Source organism: Gluconobacter sp. P5H9_a (genome assembly GCF_018812085.1).
In the GTDB taxonomy this organism is placed as follows: domain Bacteria; phylum Pseudomonadota; class Alphaproteobacteria; order Acetobacterales; family Acetobacteraceae; genus Gluconobacter.
Map to the genome: position 1 here is coordinate 171,355 of NZ_JACRVW010000005.1, position 18,396 is coordinate 189,750.

At 59.2% G+C, this 18,396-nt stretch carries 19 protein-coding genes; 6 read left to right on the forward strand and 13 right to left on the reverse strand.

Translation table 11 applies throughout. The annotated features are described in order from the left end of the window. Window positions 1–22: 22 nt before the first annotated feature. The 10 genes from KP708_RS07455 to aat form a co-directional block, all read right to left on the reverse strand. Window positions 23–712, reverse strand: a complete 690-nt coding sequence (locus KP708_RS07455) for an ATP12 family protein (protein WP_215749055.1) — start codon at window positions 710–712, stop codon at window positions 23–25. Then, entirely contained in the window at window positions 709–3,282 is a 2,574-nt protein-coding gene (locus KP708_RS07460) for an AsmA family protein (protein ID WP_215749056.1), read from the reverse strand. The genes KP708_RS07455 and KP708_RS07460 overlap by 4 nt, the downstream gene beginning before the upstream one ends. After that, a complete protein-coding gene (locus KP708_RS07465; protein WP_046899953.1) occupies window positions 3,279–4,271 on the reverse strand; it encodes an RluA family pseudouridine synthase in 993 nt (330 codons plus the stop codon). The genes KP708_RS07460 and KP708_RS07465 overlap by 4 nt, the downstream gene beginning before the upstream one ends. After that, window positions 4,268–5,680, reverse strand: coding sequence for a replication-associated recombination protein A (locus tag KP708_RS07470; protein WP_215749057.1), 1,413 nt, complete (start codon window positions 5,678–5,680; stop codon window positions 4,268–4,270). Before KP708_RS07470 ends, KP708_RS07465 begins: the two co-directional genes overlap by 4 nt. Window positions 5,681–5,757: 77 nt before the next feature. Next, on the reverse strand, window positions 5,758–8,988 hold the full coding sequence (locus KP708_RS07475; RefSeq protein WP_215749059.1) for a DUF3971 domain-containing protein: 3,231 nt from the start codon (window positions 8,986–8,988) through the stop codon (window positions 5,758–5,760). Between the two features lie 64 nt (window positions 8,989–9,052). Continuing rightward, window positions 9,053–9,538: a thioredoxin-dependent thiol peroxidase gene (gene bcp, locus KP708_RS07480; RefSeq protein ID WP_215749436.1), complete on the reverse strand. Its 486-nt coding sequence runs from the start codon at window positions 9,536–9,538 to the stop codon at window positions 9,053–9,055. 60 nt (window positions 9,539–9,598) lie between these two features. Beyond that, entirely contained in the window at window positions 9,599–9,985 is a 387-nt protein-coding gene (locus tag KP708_RS07485) for a hypothetical protein (protein WP_046899957.1), read from the reverse strand. Window positions 9,986–10,127: 142 nt separating this feature from the next. Next, the gene (locus tag KP708_RS07490) at window positions 10,128–10,700 is read right to left on the reverse strand and encodes a hypothetical protein (RefSeq protein ID WP_215749060.1); all 573 of its coding nucleotides are present in this window, start codon (window positions 10,698–10,700) and stop codon (window positions 10,128–10,130) included. Continuing rightward, window positions 10,697–11,575: a hypothetical protein gene (locus KP708_RS07495; RefSeq protein ID WP_215749062.1), complete on the reverse strand. Its 879-nt coding sequence runs from the start codon at window positions 11,573–11,575 to the stop codon at window positions 10,697–10,699. Before KP708_RS07495 ends, KP708_RS07490 begins: the two co-directional genes overlap by 4 nt. Then, window positions 11,575–12,234: a leucyl/phenylalanyl-tRNA--protein transferase gene (gene aat / locus KP708_RS07500; protein WP_215749063.1), complete on the reverse strand. Its 660-nt coding sequence runs from the start codon at window positions 12,232–12,234 to the stop codon at window positions 11,575–11,577. Before aat ends, KP708_RS07495 begins: the two co-directional genes overlap by 1 nt. Window positions 12,235–12,326: 92 nt before the next feature. Between aat and KP708_RS07505 the strand changes: the two genes are divergently transcribed. Beyond that, a complete protein-coding gene (locus tag KP708_RS07505; RefSeq protein ID WP_157091174.1) occupies window positions 12,327–12,494 on the forward strand; it encodes a hypothetical protein in 168 nt (55 codons plus the stop codon). A 3-nt stretch (window positions 12,495–12,497) separates the two neighbouring features. On the opposite strand, the gene KP708_RS07510 is transcribed toward KP708_RS07505, so the two are convergent. Beyond that, window positions 12,498–12,890, reverse strand: a complete 393-nt coding sequence (locus KP708_RS07510; RefSeq protein WP_252347239.1) for an MAPEG family protein — start codon at window positions 12,888–12,890, stop codon at window positions 12,498–12,500. Between the two features lie 31 nt (window positions 12,891–12,921). Then, window positions 12,922–13,755, reverse strand: a complete 834-nt coding sequence (locus KP708_RS07515; protein WP_215749065.1) for an EcsC family protein — start codon at window positions 13,753–13,755, stop codon at window positions 12,922–12,924. A gap of 120 nt (window positions 13,756–13,875) precedes the next feature. Here KP708_RS07515 and KP708_RS07520 point away from each other — a divergent pair, with 120 nt between their 5' ends. Continuing rightward, on the forward strand, window positions 13,876–14,391 hold the full coding sequence (locus KP708_RS07520) for a hypothetical protein (protein ID WP_202206396.1): 516 nt from the start codon (window positions 13,876–13,878) through the stop codon (window positions 14,389–14,391). 15 nt (window positions 14,392–14,406) lie between these two features. Here the strand turns inward: KP708_RS07520 and KP708_RS07525 are convergent, their stop codons facing one another. Next, complete coding sequence (locus KP708_RS07525) at window positions 14,407–14,823, reverse strand: EVE domain-containing protein (RefSeq protein ID WP_215749067.1); 417 nt, start codon at window positions 14,821–14,823, stop codon at window positions 14,407–14,409. Window positions 14,824–14,971: 148 nt separating this feature from the next. Between KP708_RS07525 and ccmC the strand changes: the two genes are divergently transcribed. Genes ccmC through KP708_RS07545 form a run of 4 tightly spaced genes read left to right on the forward strand, consistent with a single transcriptional unit; the run spans window position 14,972 to window position 18,385 of the window. Next, on the forward strand, window positions 14,972–15,733 hold the full coding sequence (gene ccmC, locus KP708_RS07530) for a heme ABC transporter permease CcmC (protein ID WP_086634380.1): 762 nt from the start codon (window positions 14,972–14,974) through the stop codon (window positions 15,731–15,733). Further along, window positions 15,730–15,897, forward strand: coding sequence for a heme exporter protein CcmD (locus KP708_RS07535; protein WP_143412318.1), 168 nt, complete (start codon window positions 15,730–15,732; stop codon window positions 15,895–15,897). Before ccmC ends, KP708_RS07535 begins: the two co-directional genes overlap by 4 nt. Beyond that, the gene (gene ccmE / locus KP708_RS07540; protein WP_064273832.1) at window positions 15,894–16,397 is read left to right on the forward strand and encodes a cytochrome c maturation protein CcmE; all 504 of its coding nucleotides are present in this window, start codon (window positions 15,894–15,896) and stop codon (window positions 16,395–16,397) included. The genes KP708_RS07535 and ccmE overlap by 4 nt, the downstream gene beginning before the upstream one ends. Before the next feature lie 8 nt (window positions 16,398–16,405). Continuing rightward, the gene (locus KP708_RS07545; RefSeq protein WP_215749069.1) at window positions 16,406–18,385 is read left to right on the forward strand and encodes a heme lyase CcmF/NrfE family subunit; all 1,980 of its coding nucleotides are present in this window, start codon (window positions 16,406–16,408) and stop codon (window positions 18,383–18,385) included. The last annotated feature ends 11 nt before the right edge of the window (window positions 18,386–18,396 follow it).

The following is an 18,396-nucleotide window of genomic DNA, read 5'->3' on the forward strand; positions in this document are numbered from 1 at the left end:
GATCATGCCCTAAACCGGGAAATCAGGTGTTTCGGGATAACTTTAGAAACTGAACAGTTTCCGCCGTATCTTTTTCCCGCATTGCCATGATGCGAATCAGCTCATCGTCCTGTCCCCAGACCAAAAGCTGCTGCCGTTCATCAGCATTTGCGACAAAGGTCGCCTCTTCCATGCTGATGGCGCCATAAACCAGCGCCAGAGACAGCAGAAGACTTCCAAAGCACTGTGTCAGCACACCCAATGCCGCAAGTTCCACTTCCCCTTGCTGAGACAGCAGACGCTCCAGCCCCGTCACGTAATCGCCAGACTGCGTTACAGGCATAAGTCCGTCTGTTACTTCCGGACGAATGCCCTGCGTCGCCAGCCAGGCAAAGACACGCTCTACCGTCGAATCGGCAGGTCCTTTGCGATAGCAGAGCCCGTCATCCAGACCCAATCGCAGAAGGGCTTCCCGCGCCTCAATCAGATCGGGACGAATCCGCTCGATCATGGTTCCGGCAATACGGGTCATGGAGAGCTGTTCAGGCGTAAAGGAGGCATCCTTTGGAATAGCCTCCCATTCTGCCGCAATCGCCTGCGCCAGAGACTGCGAAGCAACGGCCAGTACAGTTCCCTGAGGAAGCCGGATGGGCCGCCCGTCCAACTCAGGAGAGAACAACCCGTCGCACTCCCCAACTGAAACGCTCTGCCAGAATCGTTTGCGGCTGCTCAATGGAGAACTCCCAGCGCGCGCAGAATGTCACCCGCTTTGTTGTGATGATGAGACTGCTCGGACGGCGGCGGTCCAGCCTGCCCTTCACGGGCAGCCGCAAGCGCGGCTGTGCAGGGATCAGCCGGGGCTTCCCCACCAATCGAAAGCTGGAATCGGCCACCGGCATCCCTGTCCTGCTTCGCCTGTGGCGCAGACAAGGTGCCTGTTACGATAACAGGGGTGGAAGCACCGGCACCTTCGAAGTCGATACTGGGCACGAGATGCAACTGGATTTCCTGCGATCCCAGACGGACCTCACCATGCCCAGCCGTAAAGAACCGGCCGGACTGGAGCCCAATCGTGTCCAGCGTGGCAGTATCGTTAGCAAGCGCCATGTGCAGACCGATACAACGCAGCGGCCGCACTCCGCTTCCTAGAAGGGAATCCGCGCCTGGGCCAGCAATGCGGCCCAGAATCTGGCTGTCGACTTTTCCGTCCACCATAGAGACGCCCAGATGCCCGTTCAAAGACTGCCGCAGATCCTCAGCCGTCTGACCCTGACCGGACACTTCCCCCACAAGCTGGACTGGCCCCTGAAGCAGCAATGGCAGCCCCAGGCCCTCTTCCAGAAGACCGATCGGGAGTACCAAAGGCTGGAACGTCAAATGAGTTGTGACCGGCAGATGGGATGCATCCAGATCCGCCTGTCCCGACAGGGTCAGCCCCTGCCCTTGTCCGGAAATCGGCTCCAGGCGCAGATGACCGTCTGACAGGGTCAGGTGCGTGGCCAGGTTGGTGTAGTCATGTCCATAGAACACAACCCGGTCGAGCGTCAGATGAAGGTCAAGGTCCTGGGCTCGCAGACGCTTGACCCATGAAGGCACAGCCGCACTCTCCACAACACCTGCGTCAGACACGGCGGGAACAGAAGACTGATCCTGCATCTGAACAGGCTGTGTCGCTGCTTTTTCTACGGTCCCCGTCGCTCCCGGAATAGTTGCAGGCGGAGCTTTCGCAGGCTGCTGGGCAGTTGCTTTCACATCCTTCAGCCAGACATCTCTCAGCGCATCGAGATCAAGCTGGGTTGCGTGCAGATGCCCATTGAGGAGCGGCGTAGAGTTTTCATCAGTCAGAAGATGAAGGGTGCCATCAAAGTCTGCCTCGCGGCTCTTGAAAGCCATATCATCCAGCGTGGCTTCACTCAGCCCTTTGCTGCTGACCGTGCCCTGAAGCGAAACGTCATGCAAAAGAACGCGCGGCAGGTGAAGCGCTTTAGCCCCGCCCTGCACTACAAGATGACTCTTCTCGGCTCCTACCGTGCCAGACACAGTTACTTTGGCATCATCCTGAGCATTAATGGGCGGCGTCGCGCCTTCAACATTCAACGCGGTGGACAGAGACAGCGGCATGGACCGCAGTTCAGCTTCGACAGGCACTTCCGTATGGAAACGATCACGTCTTGCGAGATCAACCTGTTCGAGGGTCCCGGCTTTACCAAGAATTCTCCAGCCCGTATCGCGCCACAGCACATCTGCTGCCACGGAAAGCGGCGCAGATGCTGCATCAGCATCAAGGTGGAGATTACTCACCGCTGTTCCACGAACCGTCAGACCCGCAACATGCAGATGAATGCGGCTGGGTGCCAGACTCGCCAGTAAGGCCCGCGCCTTCTCGGTCCAGGTCGCATTTGCCACCTGCCCGGCATCACCCTGCACCGTGATGTCTCCGCCAAGTCCACGCATGTCAGGCAAGCTGGCATGAGGAAACAGGCGATGAGCATCCTGCAGATTAGGCCATTCTCCCTGCGCAGTCAGAACGAGGCCGCGCAGATTCGATGCATCATGAATCTGACCGTCCACATTCAGCCAGTCGCGCTTGGCATCCGTTCCAAGCGTCGAGCCCAGACTGAAAGTCCATGGCTTTGCGCCAGCGCGCAGAAGCGCAAGATCACCCACATGCCCCTGCACAGTGAAGGGGGTTCCGCCGTGGCTCCCCTGCAAATTGATCCAAGGGCTTTGGCTTCGCAGACCAGCCAGATCCATCGTGCCAATCTGGAAGCTACCGCTCATTTTCTGAGCCTGATCGCGCCAGCTCACTGTGCTGTTCGTCAGATGCAATGCATCCAGAGAAAGATCCCAGTGAGCCTGCACGCGCTCACCAACATGCTGTCGAACCGGCAACGGAGCCTCTGCGCCACCTGCGTCTGAACGCGACGGCTGACTGAACGTCCAGTTGGCATTTCCGTTCGCATCGCGCTCAAGCGACAGCGTAGCACCATCCACCACGAAGTCCTGAAAGCGGACCTCGCGGTGAAGAAGCGCAAGAACAGAAAGACCCGCATGCACGGTCCTGGCCTGAAACACCGGAGCCTGGCCCGGGCGCTGCAACACCAGATTGCGCGCCTCGAAAGACGGCCATGGCAGGATCTGGATGGTGGAGCTTTTCACCACCATCGAAAGGCCCGTCTCTTTTTTCAGAGCCTCGGCCACACGCTGGCGCAGCGCATCCTGATCAATCAGCTCATGTGCAGCAATACTGACGCCCACGAAGGCAACAATGACCCCGATGAGCGCGCCAGTGAGTTTCCTCATTTTGCAGGCCCTCTGCTTCCCTTGATGCGCTTCGGCGCAGGTGTATCGCCCGGCACGAACCCAAGTGAACGGAAAGTTTCGCGCATATGCGGCGGCAGTGGTGCCGTTACAATCAGACGACCACCGGCGGGATGCGGAATATCCAGCTGACGGGCATGCAGATGCAGCTTGTCGATGAAGCCTTCCGGATGAGCCGTTTTCCCACCGTAGCGCGGATCACCCACAATCGGCGTGCCCAGAGACTCACAATGCACACGAAGCTGATGCGTCCGTCCCGTCAGTGGAGACAGGCCGAGCCAGGAGAACTTCTTTCCCGCAGAATCGATCGTCTCGTACTCGCTCTTGGCAGAAACCGCATCTTCTTCACCGCGGGACGCCGCCACAACAAGAGCAGCACCACCCGCACCAATTTTGGCCAGAGGCTGGTCAATAATGCCAGACGCCTGCGCCGGACGGCCGACAACAATCGCCCAGTAGGTCTTGCCAACATCACGCCCACGGAACGCTGCTGCCAGCTTGGCAGCCACACCAGGCGTACGCGCAATCAGGAGAATACCGGACGTATCCCGGTCAATCCGGTGCACAAGGCGCGGACGGTCTTCGTCTTCCTTGCGCAGGCCGTCCAGCATCATGTCCACATGCTTGGTGATACCCGGGCCACCTTGCGTAGCCAGACCAGATGGCTTGTCCAGCACCAGAAGATGATCATCCTGATAGATCACCATCTTCTCGATTTCGCGCACCAGCATCGGATCTGGCGGCGGCAACGGGGCCTGACGGGTCATGTCCGGCAGCGGCGGAATACGCACGCTCTGCCCAGGAGCAAGACGTGCGTTGCTCTGGACCCGGCCACCATCAACGCGGATCTGCCCTTTACGGCACAGCTTCTGGAGCGCGCCCTGAGTGAGATTGGGGTAGTGACGTCTGAACCAGCGATCGAGGCGCAGATCGGCTTCGTCTTCGGTTACAATGCGGTTGGAAACTTTCATGGATCGCGGGATGCCCTTTTGGCGGCCCGTATGTCCAGAAGTTTTCTGATACGGCCCTCGTAACCCCGGTCTGTCGGCTGATAGAGCGAGACCCGCTCCATGCCCTCCGGGAAATAATTCTGTCCCGAAAATGCGTCTTCGGAATCATGGTCGTACTCGTAGCCCTTCCCGTAGCCAATGTCTTTCATCAACGTTGTCGGGGCATTGAGAATATGAGACGGCGCCATGCGGCTTCCGGTCTCACGGGCCAGCTTCCGTGCGGCCTTGTAAGCCATATACACCGCATTCGACTTGGGCGCCGTCGCCAGATGAACCACGACCTGCGCCAGCGCCAGCTCACCTTCCGGAGACCCCAGCCGCTCGTAAGTCTGCCAGGCAGCTACGGCCATCGGTAACGCGTTCGGGTCCGCCTGCCCAACGTCTTCCGCTGCAAACCGGGTCAGGCGACGGGCGATATACCGCGGATCTTCGCCACCTTCGAGCATCCGGGCGAACCAGTACAGCCCTGCATCCGGATCACTCCCCCGCAGGGATTTGTGCAGCGCAGAAATGAGATTGTAATGCTCTTCCCGGTCACGGTCATACAGAATGGCCCGTCGGGACAGGATAGCCGCAAGATCTTTCGGGGTCAGTTCCCTGTCAGAGTCCAGAACAACCAGTTGCTCCACCATGTTCAACAGGTAGCGTCCGTCACCATCCGCCATTGCCCGAAGGCTGGCACGCGCTTCCCGATCCAGCGGCAGGCGATGGCCTACGTCTTTTTCCGCATGAGTCAGCAGCGCTTCCAGACTGGCATCGTCCAACCGGTTCAGCACCAGAACCTGACATCGGGATAAAAGCGCGGCGTTCAGCGCGAAAGATGGATTCTCTGTCGTCGCCCCCACCAGCACGACCGTCCCGCGCTCGACATACGGCAGGAATCCATCCTGCTGCGCCCGGTTGAACCGATGGATTTCATCCACGAAAAGCAACGTGCCACGGCCTGTTACGTCCTGACGCCGATCCGCCTCTTCAAAGGCTTTGCGCAGTTCAGCAACACCAGAAAAAACAGCCGAAATCTGTGCATAATGAAGATTGGCTTTGCCTGCCAGCAGGCGTGCAATAGTCGTTTTGCCGCAGCCGGGCCCACCCCACAGGATGAGGCTGGACAATGTGCCCCGCGCAAGCATTCGCGTTAGAGTACCTTCTGGCCCCAGCAGATGATCCTGGCCGCGCACCTCTTCCAGTGTTTTCGGGCGCAGACGATCTGCGAGAGGCTGCGTCCGTGAAGGCGGACGAGCGGGTATTTTGGGCGCCTCAATAGGGCGGGACGGTGAAGGCTGCCGAGCAGACTGCGTGTTCCCACGGGACGGCGGCTCGCGCCCCGCAGGTCCGGGATTTGTCCCGAACAGATCTGTCATGTCCGCCATGGCTGCCTCCTGATACGGGAACGATCATAGAACTCCCGTACATATTTCGGAACAGCTGTGACTTTAAGGAAGAGCGCCTACTGGAGAATTTTCCGCAGAGCTCCTGGAAGAAGCATGGAAAGCGGATTGACGGTCAACTCAGGCTGACCAACGACACCCGTCACATCAAATGTCGCGGCCAAGACGCCCCCGCCCTTCTCTGGCGCCAGAATATGCCCGATCCCCGGTAGTTTCCCCGGCAGCGCGTTCAGGCCAAAGAGCGGCACAATAGTGCCATGCAGAGCCAACGCTGACGTATCCAGATCCACCGGCCCTTCTACAGTTGCGCCAAGAGCCTGATTACCGATTGTTCCATCGCGCAGGACGAGCTTTCGCCCTTCCAAAGCAATCTTCGTGGACACGTGGCTTACGCTGAAACGATCTGTGCGGCTTTGCGACCAGTGCAGCGGGGAAAGATCGGAAACGGCCGTGAGGGTAAAGGGCGGCTGAAGGAACTGAAACGGCCCGATTTCCAGCTGCCCCCTGAAGGGCGGAAGTCCCAGCCCAAGGCCCGACGTGCCAGCTTTCTCGCGCAGGAAATTCCCATCCAGATGTGCCACGCCGCCGCCGATCCGATCATATAAGCCCAGCCCTTTCAGCAGTGCTCCCAGATTGTCCACATCCAGAACGAAGGGCTGCCTCCGGCCTGTATCCGCCAGAACGGCTCTCACACGCGACGGGGCATCCAGTGCAAATCGCCCGGATGTCAGGCTGCCGTTTCGTAGTTCGATATGCGACACGACGCCCCCAACCAGCCCTTTAGGACCGAAATAAACCCGCGGGGCGTGCAGATCGATTGACCAGGCATCTCCGACACCGGAGGTCTTGTCGGCGGCAGGGCTCCCTGCTTCGCGTGACGCAGCCTCTGCCGCATCCCGGGCGGCCTTGCGCGAGGCCGGATCGAAGAGTGGTGCAAGATCCAGCGGATCAGCGTCCAGAGCGATCTGAATGGGAGCGGACGGCTCCTTCGGCAACATAATCTGGGCGTCACCTTCGCTTCGGCCCAGACGGAATCCTTCAATAATGATGCTGCTTAAACGTCCGGCCTGCGTTACGCCGCGACCTGCGACAGAAAGCGTCTGACCATGCGCCTGCAACCCATCCAGCGCCACCATGTCATGGCCCCGAAAGCCAATATGGGCAGACGCGACAGCTGCCTCCCCTTCAGGCTTGGTCCAGACCGGAACAGTAATTCCGGCCTTCTCCATGTTCAGGGAAAGAGCAAGATCCGCAAGCGTATCGGCATGCTCTATGTAATGCGCTGAAAGCGTGGCATGGCCGGTAAACAAACCCGCTGGCACAAGATGCGACTTCACTGCAGACAGGGGATCCAGAAGCGCCGTTGCACGAATATCCTGCAACACACGTCCCGGCGCTCCCTGCTGGAAATTTTCATCCAGCGCGACATGGACAGGAATGCCCGACAACCGCCCATCCCCTGTCAGGTTCAGGCCGTTTTCCGTCGCTCCGAGTGTGCCGGACGCTCCATCAACAGGCCGCCCCATCAAGACATTGCCAAGATGCACGTTGGCAAACGAGGCTTTGGCCTGAACATGAATGTCACTGTTTTTGAGACGCGCCGTCAGCGGCAGCGTTAGCCGAGCCTGAGCATCAATAGTCCCGGAAGGCTCCGTGAACGGAAGCGGATGCCGTGACAGAAGATGCAGCCTGGGATGAGAGAGAATATCCCGAAAAGCCGCGACCGATCCCTGAAGATGGGTCTTGATATCCCCTGTCGTCGGGCCTTTCTCATACAGATTACCAATGCGCACCTGACCGTCAGGGATGCTGATGATTCCATCTGGCGTGGCCTGCTGACCATGCTCCAGATCAAGAACCAGCGTATCAAATCCATCAAACCCGAGACGTGCATCGATACCCGTCGCGGGCGGCACAGGCCGCAGCCAGTGCACGGTCAGGTCATGGCCCAGCAACTGGCCATCCATGCTGGTGGGGAGGATGTGCGACAGCCCATCGCTCGTATGAAGATGGGTTCGAACCCTCAGGTCCCGGCCCTGCCCGCTGGTGATGTTAGCAGCGATCCATTTCCGCCCCCCCTTGATGATACCGGAAGGCCAAACGCTCCCGAGCGTCGCAAAATCAAACCCATCAAGACTGGCCGTCGCATCTCCATCCAGCACGTGAATATGCTGGAGATTATTGACGGTCAGATCAGCGGTCGCATGAAGGTGCGTCAGGGCATTATTGGTATCAGCAAGCGTCAGCGAACAGTCAGGAACGGAAAGTCTCGCGGCCCCCTCTGTCCCAGGTTTTGCCATAACCAGATGAAGGGACGCCTTGCCGTCACGCAGATCAACGGGCAGCGCTTCTTTCTGCGCAACATGCCCGGCTCCAAGGGCAACCTGCATCTCAATGCTGGCTGGAAGCTCTCCCATGCCATGAGGCACGACATGAATGTCCGCGCCAACGGTCAGCGGGACGTCCCATGCCGCTAGAGCCGGGGCGAACATACTTAACCCGGACGGTCGGAACGTCGTGGACGTCAAATGCCACTGGCCAGTGGTCGGGGAGGTCTGTCCGCCTTTTGCCGTCAGAAGCGTCTGGAATGATCCAACACGCACGGAACTGCGCCACCAACCATTCCACAGGTAATCATGAGACGCAGCAGCGACTTTCAGCCGCTGCCCGTGTGCTTCAATCGGCCCCAATAACAGTCGTTGTCCATTGGGAAGCCCCAGCAGCGTAATGCTGACGTTCTTGAGGTCCAGGGCCGCCAATCGGTCCATCTGTGTCGGAACACCGCGGCCGCCGTGTTTCTGGGATGGCAGATCCAGATCGACATCACCATTCGGCTGACGACGCAGAACCAGCGTGACATCCTGCAGGCGCAATCTGCGCGGCGCGATGATGCCGTGCAGAAGTGGGGCAAGTGCCAGAACCGTATCGGCCTCACCGGCCTGTTCGGCAGGTGTACCATCCAGCCGGGCGACCGTCAGCCCGCGCGCTTCAAGCATCAGCCCCGCAGAAATACCGCCGGAGCTTGGTTGCCATTGAACACGCAGCCGGGACCACGAAAGGCGCCCGGCGGGATGCCCCGGCTTTTTGCCTGCGACGACAGACACCGGTTCAATGAGACGTGAAACTGCTGTGATATCGACTGGCCCATGTGCCAGCTTCCACAACAGGACAGCCGACAGCGCGCCGGCCACGGCGACGGGAGCGACAAAGGCAATGCAGGCCCACCGTGCAACATGCAGATGACGGGGCAAATGAAACGGGCCAGGTGTGTAAGGATCAGGCAGGGCCATGACTGGTTTGCCGGGAAGCCTCCGGCGTTCTCCCTGTCTGTGAAAGAGATGGCTGGAGAGGCTCTCAGGCCCCTGAGGTCAGGCTCCGGAACGCTTCTGCCACAAGGGCAGAGTGCTCAGCAGGCTTAACTTTGCGCCAGATGTGACGGATTACGCCGCTCCCATCCACCAGAAAGGAACTGCGCTCCATGCCCATGTAGGTGCGGCCATACATGGATTTCTCAACCCACGTACCATAGGCCTCAGCCACCACATGGTCTTCATCCGACGCCAACGGGAACGTCAGTGAGTACTTTGCAGCAAAGCGCTGGATTTTTGAGACGGCATCCGGGCTGACACCGATAATGGTGAGGCCTTCACTGTCAAAAGACGGCAGGTTCTCCTGAATGGAGCAGGCCTGCGTCGTACAGCCGGGCGTGTCAGCTTTCGGATAGAAATAAAGCAGATATGGCTTACCCTTCAGCGCATCGCTGCTGACGGTACCGCCGCCCGAGACGGGAAGCGAAAACGCAGGGGCCTGGTCGCCCACCTGAAGAGCATGATCTGTCATAGGCACCATGATTGCCTGACACCCTTCGCCCGATCAAGGCGGACGAAGGGTAAAAAGGGCTCAGTATTGCGGATAAACCACAACTGGCGGCGGCGGAGCATAAACGACCGGCGGCGGTGGCGCATAAACCACACGTGGCGGCGGGGCATACACGACCGGCGGCGGTGGCGGACCATAAGAGTTGCTCAGCATGGCGCCACCAACGGCACCGATCGCCAGACCGCCTAGAATGCCACCAACGACGGCACCGGTATTTCCACGATGACCGCCACGATGCCAGCCCGGTCCCGGGCCATAATATCCACGCCCAGGGCCACCGTATCCGGGACCGCCATATCCGCCATGCCAATGAGCTTCAGCGGCGGGAACTACGGCATTCGGGGCAACTACTGCCGTGCCGATCAGCAGGGGCGCAGCCAGAAGGACTGCACGGGTGATGCGACGCATGGCAAATCTCCTCATTACGTCAGACGGGGGATCAGAAGAGATCCTGTCCGTCCTGTGAGAAGAAATCTGCCACACGAAAATGGCAGGAAAAGGCAACAATCATGGCAAGATTTTCTCAAATTATGACTATTGCCCGCCCCTCTCAGTGCTTTGGGTCAATCCGGTGATAACCGGCTGGTGGATCGAAGAGTTCTACTGACTGAGACGATCGATTTACCGAGGCAGCCTGCACCACAAGCCGTCCGCTCTGGGTCGCGCCGAGCAGCAGACCATCCGCCGTGTAACAGAAGTCTGTGGGCTTGTTGTCGGTGTCCGCGGCTTCCCAGATAACGCACGGCTCACCAGCAATTGTGGCCGGACCAACCTGTTTCCACGCCCCTGCCGCAGGTGTTCCCGGAGCGGAAAACGATTCGCCCGGTGCCTCGGTGACCGTGGCAGTTTTCAGAGCCGTATCCAGAACCATCAGACGATGAAGCCGATAATCCGTCAGCATGACCGTTGAGGCCCCTTCCGGATCAACGCGCTGACGCCACATCTGCGAGTTCCAGCGCATCCGCTGGTGCAGATGCTGCCCTCCCGGCCCCACCATGATGTAATCGATATCCGCATCGTGCATCGGTGTGACAAAGGGGGCCGTCATGGTGTCAGCAGCGTTCGCTGCGCCGGTTACGAGAACAGCCAACGTAAAGGCGGCGGCCAGAGAAATACGCTTCATTCTTTCATGCCACCGTTTACTGGTCCGCTTGGCGGCTGATCAGGTGAGGAGACCGTTCCGTCGCCAGCCGAGTCATTAGGAACAGATGGCTGGGTCGTATCCTGTGACGGCGCAACCTGCCCTGGCAAAAGCGTTGGAGCCGCAGGACCTGACGTTTCCGCAGGAGTACCTTCTGCCGCAATATGACCCGGCGTCTGCACATTGGAATCGCCCGCAGCGCCACCTTCCGGCACAGGAGACGGCGTTAATGTGTTCGCCTGATTGCTGGCTCCCCCCTGACGGCGAGACGCCGTGCGGGGCGTAATTTCCTGAAAACCAGCCGGAGGCTGGAAGGTCGCGGTCGGGAGATCCCCATAGGACAGGCTTACAGCTCGGATAGAGCCCGAGGCACCATCGGCATCCACACCATCCTCGGCAAGAATGACACCATCGTCAGTCACGCAGGCCGAAGCTTTGCCATGGGCTGTCTGGATATCCCAATGATCACAAACGGCCCCGGCAATCGTCTCTTTACCGCCTTTGGTGTACTTCATGCCCAGATCCAGCATGAACGGATTATGCAGTCCGTGCTGGGGACGAATATGTGCGTACAGTTTGCGCGGCACCATTACGAGCGTCACGACCTGCCCCGGCCGGTCCAGAATCGTGATGCCTTGCCCATCTGCTGAGTCGATCCGCAGGAGATCACCCGAGCCTGAGAAATAGACCTTCACATCGCCGCCCTGGGAGGCCGGAGCAGACAGGTGATAGGTCACGGTCGCATCACGCGCGGGCGCCAGTCTCGGATGGTCATCAGCGAGAGCCGATCCGCCACTGCCTGCAAAAAGCAGGCCAATGAGAAGAGCAGACTGATGCCGCCGGAGGAATGAAATCATCAGGATTCTCCTGGATGTGGGCGCAGAGACGCGATGTCATCGCGCAGGGCGTGCAGACTGAAATCATCCGGCCAGATGGTACGGACAGTCAAAGCCTGGTTCAGCAGCGCCAGATAATCTGCCGCCGGGATACCGATGCCCCCAAGCGTTGTCAGATGGGGAGTGGTATATTGCGTATCCAGAAGGCGATACCCTCCCTTTCGCAATCCTGCAACGAGATGAACCAATGCAATCTTGGAAACATCGCGCTGGCGGGAAAACATGCTCTCCCCGAAAAATGCTCCGCCGAGTGCAACGCCATACAGCCCCCCTACCAAGGTGCCTTCGTCCCAGACTTCGATCGAATGTGCAAAACCACGCTCATGAAGAGCGCCATAGAGGTCACAAATTTTCGGGCTGATCCATGTTTCCTCCCGGCCCGGCGCAGGGTCTGCACAAGCGAGCATGACATCCCCAAAGGCATGATCCGATGTAACCTGAACCTTGCCAGACCGGATCGTACGCATCAGTTTTCGGGGAACAATCATTGCGTCGAGTGGAAGTACTCCACGCTCCTCTGGAAAATACCAGCTGAGCTCGTCACTGTCCCGATCAGGGGCCATCGGGAAAATCCCCGAGGCGTAAGCATCCAACAGGATTTCAGGCGTAATGTCAGACACCCGGTTTCTGCTTCGCGTCGCACATGGGGGATTATTCACCTTTCTGTACCCGGATGTGGTACATAGTACTCCAATCTCGATGGAGTACTGCATTGCCTATAGCGTTTGTTTATCTGATCTGTCTGATTCCGCTCGGGCTCGCACGCTTCCTGCTCCCTGAAGCTGACGGCCTGCTGATGGCACTCGTCAAAATCTGTTTTGCAGGAATTGTGTTCTGGGGCCTACTGGACTTCTGGCGCCTTCGCCCCAAGCGAAGCTGATCGTCAGATCAGTCCGCCCAGAACCAGAAACAGCCCGATCATCGACACTCCCCAGATCAAACTGCGGATGCTTCCCAGACCCAAGGCATAGGCTGGAATATAAGCCAGTCGCCCCAGGAAGTAGAGGCCTGCTCCCCAGGTCACCAGACTTCCGTCCCGACCGGCCACATGGGCCACAAGGACTGCCCCGATAAAGATCGGGAGCGTCTCCTGAAAATTTGCCTGTGCCCGCCGCATTCTGGCGGCAACGCCTGTGTATCGCGGGGCTTCGCCATCCCGGTTACTCGTGGCCCACTGCACACCATCCTGCCTGCGGCAGGCCGCTGACGTCAGAAACAGCTGCACGACAGCCAGAACCAATGTGAAACTCAGCCAGAGAAGACTGCTCGGCATCATATTTCCAGCTTTCGTTCAGCGTCCTGAAAAATCAGGAAAAGGTTTCCGATGCGGCACCTGAGCGGATGTCCACTGCAGCTTCGTGAACAGCGCGACCGTGAGTGCGCTCCAGACGACGGATCGTGAAATGTGCCCGCGCAAGTGCGCGATAATGGGCGAGGAAGGCAGCGTTAAGCGAAGCACCACAGAGCGCACCTGCAACCGGAACCATCTGCAACGCGAACTTCCGCGACAGGCCAATTCCATAATGAGAGGCCACTTCGGAAATCAGCATCACAACCGGGCGTCCACGCAGCAAAGCACGCGCGGAGAAGAAGCCGAGCTCCCCATCGTCCTCTTCCTGACGGGCAGGGAAAGTTTTGAGTGCAAACACTTCAAGACACGCGCGACGTGTTCCCTCATCACGCAGATCCTCACCCTCTTCACGGGCAATCCGCGCGATTTCCCGCATGATGGTCAGGGTTGTGAACCCGACGTCAGGGGCCAGTCCAAAAATTCCACCAAAACCACCGACGGCGCCCGACACGGCAACAGCAGCCTGTCCGGCGTTCTCACGCCACGGCTCACGAACGAGCGGGACGTCATTCTTGATGCCGACAATCGCAATATTGAAGGCACGTTCGATCGCGATTTCAGCCGTCTTCTGAATTTTCTGTTGCACTGTGGGCGCAAGGCCAAGGCCTTTCATCCCGAGTCGCGCAGCCTGCCCGACGGCTCCTCCCATGAGATCCGCCAGACGGACAAGGACACCGCGCCCCTGTTCGACGCGTTCCAGCACGGACTGAAGCTGGGCCAACGAGTCCCCGTCCAGCGCCAGTGATGCAAATTCGTTACTCGGAAGCTGCGAGCCATTCTCTACGGTCATGACGATCAAAACTCCTGTTCGTAAGACCTGAAACCGTTTACCCGATAGCAGGTTTCATATCGCATCACGAAAGCCCCCTGCTTGACGGGTGCCCCGGCCGGGTGTGGAGAAGGACATATTATGAAAACATTTTCCCGCTGGATCCTGTCTGCCCCGCTGGTAGCCAGCCTCCTTGTGACAGCAGCCGCACCGGCCCTGTCCGCTCCACATCATGCCCATCGTAGCCATAGTACGGCCGATCTGCCACAGATCCCGCCCTCAACGGCGCATCAGCTGAACAACCCGCCAGAGAAAAACCTGACGCCCGCCCAGCAGGTTGCACTGCCAGACGGTGGAGCTCCGCCGCCGCCGCACGGCTATGTTGCCGTGGAAGACTCCGAGGAAAGACTCGCAAATTTCAGCGGCGAAGTGCGAACGCATCTTCCTGTCGGCATGCCGGGCACCAATGCTGAGCAGAAAACCAACGGCACAAACAACCTGCCGTCCCACTTCAGCATTTTCGGTATGCCAGTAAAGTTCAACGCCCCCGTTACGGCGCCCTATCACAGCGAAGATCTTCCCCTCACCTACGCTGGGCACCCGTCCAACGGGCAGACCAATGTTCTCGTCAACGGGGATGCGTCAGACATTCATTGACCGGTAACGGGTCCGTCAGGCGCGGACCCACCCGCCGATTTTCGTCAAATGCCGGAACTCCTGCTCCGTCACCGGAGCGACAGAAAGGCGGGATTGTCTGAGAAGAGCCATCTCTTCCAAAGCCGGATCGGCCTTGATCTGAGCCAGACTCACTGGAGTCGTGAAAGCACCACTTGCCTTCACATCCACGCAAACCCAACGCGGATCGTCCGCAGTCGGGTCCGGATAAGCCTCTTTCACGACCCTGACGACACCAACGATCTGCTTTTCGCTCACCGAATGATAGAAAAACGCCAGGTCATCCGTCTTCATGGCCGCAAGATTGTTCCGCGCCTGATAGTTGCGAACGCCGGTCCATGGTTCGATGTCATTACGAACCTGTTCATTCCACGAAAAGGCTTCGGGTTCGGATTTTATCAGCCAGTACGCCACGTCTTTCTCCTACGGAAAGTTCCCATTTCGCGCTCATTTCCGTGAAACGTGATAACAGTCATAGGAACAATGGGACAATGCGCCCCTTCCGAATGCGTGGGGTTCGGACTATTTCAAGTAGAAATATTTCTCCGAGTTGAGAGTTCCCGTGCGCCCTACGCCCAACCTGCTCCATCGTTATGCCAATCCGGGGCAATTCCTGCGTCTGGCCCGTGCGCTTCAGCCGTGGCTATCCACAGGTGCGATCATCTTCCTGACCGTCGGCATTGTCTGGGGTCTCTTTTTCGCCCCCGCTGACTGGCAACAGGGCGAGACGGTCCGGATCATGTATGTGCATGTCCCAATGGCCTGGCTTGCCTCCTCCTGCTACCTCGGTCTCGCAGTCTGCGGGCTTCTCTCCCTCGTGTGGCGGCATCCGCTGGCGGATCTCGCCGCCATCGAAATTGGCCCGGTCGGGGCCTGCGCAGCCGCTCTTTGCCTCATTACAGGCTCCCTCTGGGGACAGCCGATGTGGGGCACCTGGTGGGTATGGGACGCGCGCCTGACCTCCGTTCTGGTGCTGTTTTTCCTGTACCTGGGGCACATCGCCCTGATCCGGGCCTTTGATGAACCCGCCCGGGGACAACGCGCTGCTGCCATTCTGGCACTGGCCGGCGCCATCGATCTGCCGATCATCAAGTTCAGCGTCCAATGGTGGAATACGCTGCATCAGCCGGACAGCATCACGCTGACTGGTGCACCGACCATGTCCATGACGATGCTCTGGCCGCTCCTCATCACGACCATCGGCTTCACTCTTGGTGTCGCCGCTGTCATTTTCGCCCGGCTGAGTGCCGCAATCCACGAGAGCCGCGCGCGTCAGCTGATGGCACGCTCCAGGCTCAACCGTCCGGACAGGTCCGCAGCATGATGCACCTTCCCAATCACTGGCCCTATATCGCCGCAGCTTATGGTCTCACCATCGGCTGCTCGCTGGTTCTCGGTATCGGCGCGGCTTTGCGTCTGCGCCGTGCCAAAGCCCGGCTGGCGGCTGTCGAAAGCCAGCTCCGCCACCGTGAAAGCTCTGCATCATGACCCGCAAGACACGTCGGCTGTGGATTGTCATCGCCTGCCTCGCCTGCATCAGCTCCGCGGCAGCCCTGACGCTGAGGGCCTTCTCTTCCAACATCGTATTCTTCATGGCCCCGTCTCAGGTCAAGGCGCACCCCCCGGCGCCTGATCGCACGATCCGCTTGGGCGGAATGGTTGTTGCAGGCTCACTGCACCGCATCACGGAACACGATGCCCCGGTAAACTCCTTCAACGTGACGGATGGTCAGGCTTCAGTCGAAGTTCACTACACCGGCATCCTTCCTGACCTTTTCCGCGAAGGCCAGAGCGTAGTGGCACTCGGCACGGTGCAGAAGGATGGTGGTTTCACGGCCAGTGAAGTGCTTGCCAAGCATGACGAGACTTACATGCCCAAAGAAGTGGCCGAAGAACTGAAGCGTACCGGCAAGTGGGACCCTCGTTTTGGTAAAGCCCCTGACGCGGCAAGCTGGGACACCATGACAGCCAAGAAAACCGGAGGCTGAACGCCATAATGTTTGGACCAGAACAGGGCCATTTTGCCCTGGCCCTCGCCTGCGTTCTCGCACTCATTCAGTTTGTCGTTCCCCTCTGGGGCGCTCACAAGCGCAATGCCCGCCTTGTCGCCATGGCGCCATTTTTCGCGGTTTCACAGCTTTTCGCTCTGGCCATCTCTTTCTTCAGCCTGATCATGTGCGCCGTTCGGGATGATTTCTCCGTCCAGAACGTCGCGGCAAACTCCGCTGCCTCCAAACCGCTGCTGTATAAAATCACGGGTGTCTGGGGGAACCATGAAGGGTCCGTCCTGCTCTGGACGCTGATCCTCGGCGTCTGCGGCGCAGCCGTATCGACCTTTGGACGCAATCTCCCGGACATTCTCCGTGGCCGCGTTCTGGCCATTCTTGGCGGTGTTTCAGCCGGGTTCCAGCTGTTCTGCCTCCTGACCTCCGACCCATTCGACCGCGTTTTTCCGGCTCCCATGGATGGTCAGGGCATGAACCCGCTGCTTCAGGACCCGGGCCTCGCCTTCCATCCGCCCATTCTCTACACGGGCTATGTTGGCTTTGCCGTCCCATTTGCGTTTGCCGTTGCTGCTTTGCTTGAAGGCCGGGTGGATGCCGCTTGGGGCCGCTGGGTTCGACCTTGGGCCGTAGCGGCCTGGTGCTTCCTGACCTGCGGCATCGCTCTTGGGTCCTGGTGGTCTTATTATGTGCTGGGTTGGGGCGGCTACTGGTTCTGGGACCCGGTTGAGAACGCTTCGCTCATTCCGTGGCTGACCGGAACCGCACTCGTTCATTCCGCCATCGTCGTAGAAAAGCGCGAGGGCCTGAAAATCTGGACGGTTCTGCTGGCTATTGCGACATTCTCATTTTCCCTGTCCGGCACATTCCTCGTCCGTTCAGGTATCCTGAATTCTGTCCATGCCTTCGCGAATGATCCGGCCCGTGGCGTGTTCATTCTGGCACTTCTGGCTTTGGTCATTGGCGGTTCGCTCGCACTCTTTGCATGGCGCGCACCGTCTTTGACATCTGGCGGCCTGTTCTCGCCCGTCTCGCGAGAAGGCTCGCTCGTTCTGAACAATATCCTGCTGTGCTCGATCTGTGCGGTTGTTGTGACAGGCACAATGTACCCGCCATTCATGCAGCTTCTGGCGGGGCGCACCATTTCAGTGGGCAAGCCCTTTTTCGATGCGGCAACCATCCCACTCACAATTCCCCTCCTTTTGGCCATGGGCGTCGGAACAGCGCTGCCATGGAAGCGGGCGCAACTGGCACGAACATTCTCCCACCTGTTTGTCGCGGCCATTCTCGGAGCTATCGGCCTGGTCCTGTGTTTCTGGAAGTTCTCTGGAGCATTGCCTATCGCCTGTGGCGCACTGGCGATCTGGGTCATGGCGGCCTCCGTTACGGATGTTCTGCGCCGCATTGGCCTTGGTCATTCCAGCCGCAGCGAGATGCTGGCGCGCGCCAAAAGCCTTCCCCGCTCAAGCTGGGGAGCAGCGCTGGCACATATCGGTGCGGGCATTACCGTGCTGGGTCTGTGTGGAATGTCTGGTGCCCAGCATGCGATCGTAGAGATCCACGTTGGCGAGACCCGCAGTCTCGCCGGTGATGACTGGACGCTCATCAACGTTCATGACTATGCCGGACCGAATTACCGCGCGATGCAGGCAGATATTGCCGTACGCCACAACGGCAAACTGATCACGATGCTGCATCCGGAAAAGCGGGACTTCACCACACAGAACCAGACCACAACGGAAGTCGCGATCCATACGAACTTCATCACGGATCTTTATGGCGTCGTGGGAGACCGGCACGGAACGGGCGCCGATGCGACCTATGTGCTACGTCTGCACAAGAACCCGCTTGCCCCGTGGATGTGGCTTGGCGGGCTTGTTATGGCCATCGGCGGAGCGTTCTCGCTCTCGGATCGTCGTCTGCGCGTTGGCGCACCGAAGCGGTCTGCCGCACGGACCATGGCCAAAGCCTGAGGAGAGACACG